Annotated in this window: 6 protein-coding genes and 1 riboswitch; of the genes, 1 reads left to right on the forward strand and 5 read right to left on the reverse strand. The window is 68.7% G+C overall.

Going from position 1 to position 6398, the window contains the following annotated elements; all coding sequences use genetic code 11:
• The 5 genes from AC08ON_RS05475 to fbaA form a co-directional block, all read right to left on the reverse strand.
• On the reverse strand, positions 1 to 755 hold a 755-nt coding region (locus AC08ON_RS05475; protein ID WP_476616560.1), incomplete at its 3' end, for an adenylosuccinate synthetase.
• 91 nt (positions 756 to 846) lie between these two features.
• Entirely contained in the window at positions 847 to 1281 is a 435-nt protein-coding gene (locus AC08ON_RS05480) for a DUF3151 domain-containing protein (RefSeq protein WP_476607214.1), read from the reverse strand.
• Positions 1282 to 1366: 85 nt separating this feature from the next.
• Positions 1367 to 2086: a transglycosylase family protein gene (locus tag AC08ON_RS05485; protein WP_476607215.1), complete on the reverse strand. Its 720-nt coding sequence runs from the start codon at positions 2084 to 2086 to the stop codon at positions 1367 to 1369.
• A gap of 686 nt (positions 2087 to 2772) precedes the next feature.
• Positions 2773 to 3450: a transglycosylase family protein gene (locus AC08ON_RS05490; protein WP_476607216.1), complete on the reverse strand. Its 678-nt coding sequence runs from the start codon at positions 3448 to 3450 to the stop codon at positions 2773 to 2775.
• 18 nt (positions 3451 to 3468) lie between these two features.
• Positions 3469 to 3681, reverse strand: a riboswitch (cyclic di-AMP (ydaO/yuaA leader).
• A 918-nt stretch (positions 3682 to 4599) separates the two neighbouring features.
• Positions 4600 to 5637 (reverse strand): class II fructose-bisphosphate aldolase, encoded by a 1038-nt coding sequence (gene fbaA, locus AC08ON_RS05495; protein WP_476607217.1) that lies wholly within the window; start codon positions 5635 to 5637, stop codon positions 4600 to 4602.
• A gap of 233 nt (positions 5638 to 5870) precedes the next feature.
• On the opposite strand from fbaA, the gene AC08ON_RS05500 reads away from it, so the two are divergent.
• Positions 5871 to 6398 (forward strand): DedA family protein (locus AC08ON_RS05500; RefSeq protein ID WP_476616562.1); only part of this gene is annotated, 528 nt, incomplete at its 3' end.

A 6398-nucleotide genomic window follows, 5' to 3' on the forward strand; every position in this document is an offset into this window, starting at 1 on the left:
CCGGCGCCGGTGGCCGCGTAGCCGGCGGTCGGGTTCGATGAGGTGACGAACGGGTAGGTGCCGTGGTCGACGTCGAGGAGGGTGCCCTGGGAGCCTTCGAGCAGCACGACCTTGCCCGCGCGCAGCGCCCGGTCGAGGATCAGACCGGTGTCGGCGATGTGGGGTTGCAGGCGTTTCGCGTAGTCGGCGTACTCCTCGACCACCTCGTCGAGCTCGATCCGGCGCCGGTTGTAGACCTTGGCCAGGATCTGGTTCTTCTCCCGTAGCACCAGTTCGAGCTTCTTGTGGAAGATGCCCGGGTCGAGGAGATCCTGCACTCTGATGCCCGTACGGGCAACCTTGTCGCCGTAGGTGGGACCGATGCCGCGACCGGTGGTACCGATCCGCGCCTTGCCCAGGTAGCGCTCGATGACCCGGTCCAGCGCCCGGTGATGGGGCATGATCAGATGGGCGTTCGCGCTGATCAGGAGCCGGGAGACGTCGATGCCGCGGGCGGTGAGCCCGTCCATCTCGGCCAGCAGCACGCCCGGGTCGATGACGACCCCGTTGCCGATCACGGGAACGCAGTCGGCCCGCAGCATGCCACTGGGAATCAGGTGGAGCGCGTAACTCTCCGCCCCGATGACCACGGTGTGGCCGGCGTTGTTGCCACCCTGGTAGCGGACGACGTAATCGACGGCGCCGCCCAGGAGGTCGGTCGCCTTTCCTTTTCCCTCGTCGCCCCACTGGGCACCGATGAGGACAAGAGCAGGCACCGGGCGAGGTTACTAGGGATGACGGGGTCGTGGGGCCGGCTGCGGCATCCTCGCTGGTCTCCACCACCGACACGGCCTGATGAACTCACTGTCAGGTGAAGCCGAGCTCACTGGCAGCGACGGGATCGCTGTCGGCCAGGAACATCCGGCAGCGGGTGGCCTCCTCGGCCTCCCCGATGGCCGCGGCCGCCCGACCGAGAGCGGCGAGCGAACGCAGGAACCCGCGGTTGGGTTCGTGTGACCAGGGGATCGGCCCGTTGCCCTTCCAGCCCGAGCGGCGCAGGGCGTCGAGGCCGCGGTGATAGCCCGTGCGGGCGTAGGCATAGGCCTCGACGGGTCGTCCGCCGGTGAGCGCGAGCTCGGCGAGCGCGGCCCAAGGCACGCTGAACGCGGACAGCCGGGCGGCGACGGCATCCGGCGGATCACCGGCGACCAGCGCATCGGTCGCGGCCGCGTCGGAGGGCAGGAGCGTCGGCGGCGGACCGGAGAGCAGGTTGGGCTTTCCCGAGGTGGACGGCGTCATCATGAGTGCATCCTGCCCGACGACCGGCCGCACACGTCATGGAGGTCACCCCGGACGCGCTTGCCCTGCGCGCACGGTGACCGGTCGGTCAGGCCCTGACGCTGACGTTCCACAGATTCTGGCCGACGACCCCGGGTTGACCGTCGCTCACCCGGGTGAGGTACGAGTACAGCGCGGCGATGCCCTGCGACTGCGGTCCGAACTTGCCGTCGACGGTGAGTACGAAGCCCTTCTGACGCATCCTGTCCTGCCAGACGAAGGCGTCCGGGCGAACGTCGTCGCTGAGGGACGCGTCGAGGACCGTGCCCCTGAACGAGCCGTCCCCCATCTCCCGGCGGGCCCGGTCCAGCGTTATGGGGGGTTCCACCGGGGTGATGGCCTGCTGGATGACGTCACCGGAGCCGCCCGGGACACTGGCCGGGCCGTTGTTGGTCAGGCCCATCTTGACCGAGCAGGACGGCCATGGCTGCCAGCCCCGCTGGTTGTAGAGCTTCGCGGCCGCCTCGTCCTGCGTGGCGGGCGATGCCTGGTACGGGCGGCCGGAGTACCCGAGCCCGTGCCAGGTCTGGTCGTCGAACTGGTAGGCACCGGAGAAGCCGTTGCCGGTGTTGACCGCGTAGTTGCCGCCGGACTCGCATTGGCGGAGCTTGGCGAAGTCGTCGGAGGTGGCCGCGCCCGCCGGAGCCGCGGTGACCGCGAGGCCGCTGCCGACGATGGCCGTGACCGCGCCGGTGGTGCGCAGGATGCGACCGGCGGGCGATGGGGCCTGCGGTGCTCGATGTCTGCCGCCACGACGCCCAGAGGGCATGTCAGTCCAATCCCGTCGCCTGCGGGGTGAGCTGTCGGGTGCGGGCTGGGATGGCCCGGCCGGAGGATCCGACCCCGGGTGGGAACCGCTCTCCACCATGGGCCGGGACGCACCGGCTTTACCCCAAGGACGCCGCTTGCGGCGCCCGAAATGTGGGTCCCCCACTCCTGCCCGCTGCGGTCGATGTTCGTTCCGGCCGCTCGTACGGGGGCAGGACTCGGCGTCCGTCCGGGCGGCCTCGCCGACGAGGCGAGTGAGAGGCACTCTAGCGAGAACCGCTCATGGAGCGCAAACCGGGGTGGTCCGGAGTAACCAGTGAGGATCGCGCGAATCGTGCCACTTCCATACAGGTTCCGCAGGTGGCTCGCTGGTCCTGCTGTTCCTCGTCGGCCTTGCCGAAGATCGGCCCCGCCGAGGATCGGCCCTGCCGGAGGCCGGTCAGGGTGCGGTCCGGGTGATGTCAGGGTGCGGTCCGGGTGATGCTGGTGGTGGGTTGTACGGGCCGGCCCGTACGGGCCGTCAACCGGAGATCGTCCGGAGGCCGGTCGGGCCAGCCCGTCGTCGAGGTGAGATCCCCTGACCGGTGTCGCCGGGGTGGGATGTCCGGTTCCCGCGGCGGTCGTCCCTCCGCCACGGGAGCGGAGCGAATGGATCAGCTGATGGAGCTGATGGAGAGGATCAGCGGATCAGCGGAAGGTGGCCCGCCAGGTCGCCGGGCCGACGATGCCGTCGACGGCGAGTCCCTTGGCGGCCTGCAGGGCGCGGGCGACTGCGGCGGAGCGTGGTCCGTAGCGGCCGTCGATCGTGAGCGGATAGCCCAGATGGTTGACGCGGGCCTGCCAGGCCCGCACGTCGTCACGTACCTGCCTGGCCAGTGCGGTCGTCAGGTTACGGGTGAATACAGGAGTGCTCATGGAGATGGGACTGACCGTCAGCTCGCGGCGTTCCGTCGTGCGCGAGGCCTGGCCCGAGGAGCTCGACGAGCCGCCCGCGAGCTGGTCGGCGCCCATCCCGCGGCCACAGGCCGGCCACTGGCCGAAGCCGGACCTCCGGGCGAGCTTGAGTGCGGCCTCGTCCTGGACGGCCGGGGGAGCCTGGTGCGGCAGACCGCCGTAGCCGAGGCTGTGCCAAGTGCTGGCGGAGAACTGGTAAGCGCCGTAGTACGCGTTGCCGGTGTTGGTCGTGTAGTCACCGCCGGACTCGCACTGCCGCAGGCCCGTCCAGGTGGTGGCCGCATCGGCCGGCTGGCTGAGCGCGAAGGTGCCGCCCACCGCCGCCGCGAGTACTGGCGCGACCACGAGAGCCCGGGCCCGGCTGCGGGTACCGGCGCGGCATTGTCGGCCACTGATACGTGCGTCGGACATGTCTTGTGGTCCTTCCCCACGCCTGCGAGGTGAGCTGTCGGATTCGGGCTGGGAACTGCCCGGCCGTGCCAGGGATCCCTGGAGACGGAAGCCGCACCGGAAATACCTTTCCGTGTGGTCGTCGCACATGGCTTCACCCCGAGAGCATCGAATCCTTTCGATACTCGGAGATGGGTCCCCCGTTCCTGCCGCCCGGTTCGAGAAATCGTCGGCCAGGGGCAGGATTCGGCGTGCCGCCCGACGAATGCCCGACGTTGTTGCCGGGCACGGCGAAAACCATAACCACGCCGCCCGGCGAGTCGCCAAGCATTGAATAGGGTGCGTGAAAAAGAGCACACTCGGCGCGCCTGCTTGAGTAGGAACTGGCGGCCTGGTATCGCGCGTGCGCGCCCGCTCATCAACCTGGCGGTACGGCGTGCGGAGGCATTTGTGCTCGGCCGGTCACCCTGTTTGCCGATGGTCGACGATGAGCGGAGAGTCCCACATCAGGCCAGATGTGTGACATGTCGACAAAGGCGTGACGGCCCTGCTACGAGATCGACGCGAGTGATCGGCCTGATACTACACTTCGTCCATTGAAGCCTGTTTTTGTGAGAAAAACAACGGAAATCGGGCGGTAACTTACAGCGTTGTGATTTTTGCACACGGCGGATTCAATCGGACACCTACTGTAAAAAGCGCCTGTCGGGCCACCGCAGTGGGCGAAGGGGTTCCGTGGGGGCGGGGCGGTAGGTGAACGGTTACCGAAGGTCCGGTGCGTGTCCGCTCATTTGGCCGAAACCTGCTGGTTGCCGGCGGGGGCGGCGTTACGCGAGGAGCGGGATGCCGCGCCCGCTAAACAGTGGTCCCCCAGCCGTCGGAGCGACCGGGGGACCGTGCGGGCCGGCATAGTACGGGAAATCGGCGGGTCGTGCATCGGACCGGGGCGGGTCGGATGTCCGCCGCGTGCCGGTCGTTCCGTCCGCCGGAAATGATGGAGAGGGTCGGACCGAGGGGCCCGGAGAATGTCCTCGGACGAGCGGCGGCGGTTGCTCGGTTGCCTGGTTTCGCGGCCGGTGGCTATCTGTCCGCCTGTCCGCCAGCCGGCGGACAGGCCGGCCGGTATCCGACGAACCGATCCCGCCAGCCGGCGTGCGCTCCTGGGCCGGACTATGCCCGCCCGAGGCTGGTGCCGGCGGAACGGAGGTCCTCACACGCCTGGGCGACGCGGGCCGCCATGCTGCTCTCCGCGAGCTTTCCGTAGGTACGCGGGTCGTACGCCTTCTTCACGCCGACCTCACCGTCCACCTTGAGAACGCCGTCATAGTTTTTGAACACGTGGTCCACGATGGGGCGGGTGAATGCGTACTGGGTGTCCGTGTCCACGTTCATCTTGACCACCCCGTAGTCGAGGGTCTCGCGGATTTCGGTGAGAGCCGACCCGCTACCGCCGTGAAAGACGAGGTTGAACGGCTTCGCGCCGGCTGGCAGCCCGAGCTTCCTGGCGACGTACTCCTGTCCTTCGTGCAGAATCGTCGGGCGTAGCTTGACGTTTCCGGGCTTGTACACACCGTGCACGTTGCCGAAGGTGGCGGCGAGCAGGTAGCGCCCCTTCGCGCCGGTGCCGAGCACCTCGGCCGTCCGCCACATGTCCTCCGGCGTCGTGTAGAGCTTCTCGTCGATCGCGCCGACGACGCCGTCCTCCTCGCCGCCGACGACCCCGATCTCGACCTCGAGAACAATCTTTGCGGCGGCGGCGTCCGCGAGTAGTTCTTCGGCGATCTTGAGGTTCTCCTCGAGGGGGACCGCCGAGCCGTCCCACATGTGCGACTGGAAGAGCGGCTCGCGCCCCTGGGCCACCCGATTCTTCGAGATCGCGATCAAGGGACGGATGTAGGTGTCAAGCTTGTCGGCCGGGCAGTGGTCGGTGTGCAGGGCGATGTTGACCGGATACGCCTCCGCGACGTGGTGGGCGAACTCGGCCAGTGCCTCCGCGCCGAGGACCATGTTCTTCACCGTCGAGCCGGACAGGTACTCGGCACCGCCGGTGGACACCTGCACGATGCCGTCACTGCCGGCTTCGGTGAAGCCCCGCAGCGCGGCGTTCAGGGACTGCGACGAGGTCACGTTGATCGCGGGGTAGGCGAAGGACTGGGCCTTCGCCCGGTCGAGCATCTCGGCGTATACGTCTGGCGTGGCGATGGGCATCGGTGGGGCTCCTTACGAACCTGTAGGGGCGCCGATCAGCCATGCACCCGCGGTGCAGGGCAGCCGGATCGGGCCGAAGCCCGCCGTGGACTCCTGATGGGCGAAGGGTATGACGCCTTGCCCCGTCCCGGGATCGGATGCGGCTGACGTCGCCGGCGCGGTGCGGATCCGCGCGATGTGGTCCCCGCCGACTTGGTCGGCGGGTGCCGACCAAGGGCCGGCACACTGGTCGAGTGGACGTCGGCAGCCTGTCCGGGATGACGCTGTACGTCGTCCTCTTCGCGGTCATCTTCGTCGAGAGCGGGATCCTGATCGGGTTCTGGCTTCCGGGTGACACCATTCTCTTCGCGGCCGGGCTGATGGCGGCGGACGCGGCGTCGAACGTGTCCGTCGCGGTCCTCGCGATCGGGGTCGCGGCGGCAGCCACCGTCGGGGCGGCGGCGGGCTACTACACCGGGCATCGTCTCGGCCGGCCGTACCTGGAGCGCAGGCACGCCACGGTGCTGGCCCGTACGGAGGAATTCTACCGGCGGTTCGGGCCGATCACCCTGGTTGTGGCCCGCTTCGTGCCGTGGGCGAGGACGTTCGCGCCGGTACTCGCCGGGACCGTGGCGATGTCATGGTCCCGCTTTCTGATCGCGGTCGTGCTCGGGGCGCTCGTCTGGGGGACCGGATTGATCCTTCTGGGTTATACGGCGGCAGCCATTCCTGGGCTGCGGGACGCGGCGGTGTGGATTGCGCTCGTAGTGATCGTCATCTCC

This window comes from Frankia sp. CoWAU3 (assembly GCF_977971855.1).

Coding starts and splice junctions, on each gene's coding strand:
- AC08ON_RS05490 (WP_476607216.1), bottom strand. CDS start 3,450: ATGTCCGACGCACGTATCAGTGGCCGACAATGCCGCGCCGGTACCCGC.
- AC08ON_RS05480 (WP_476607214.1), bottom strand. CDS start 1,281: ATGATGACGCCGTCCACCTCGGGAAAGCCCAACCTGCTCTCCGGTCCG.
- fbaA (WP_476607217.1), bottom strand. CDS start 5,637: ATGCCCATCGCCACGCCAGACGTATACGCCGAGATGCTCGACCGGGCG.
- AC08ON_RS05485 (WP_476607215.1), bottom strand. CDS start 2,086: ATGCCCTCTGGGCGTCGTGGCGGCAGACATCGAGCACCGCAGGCCCCA.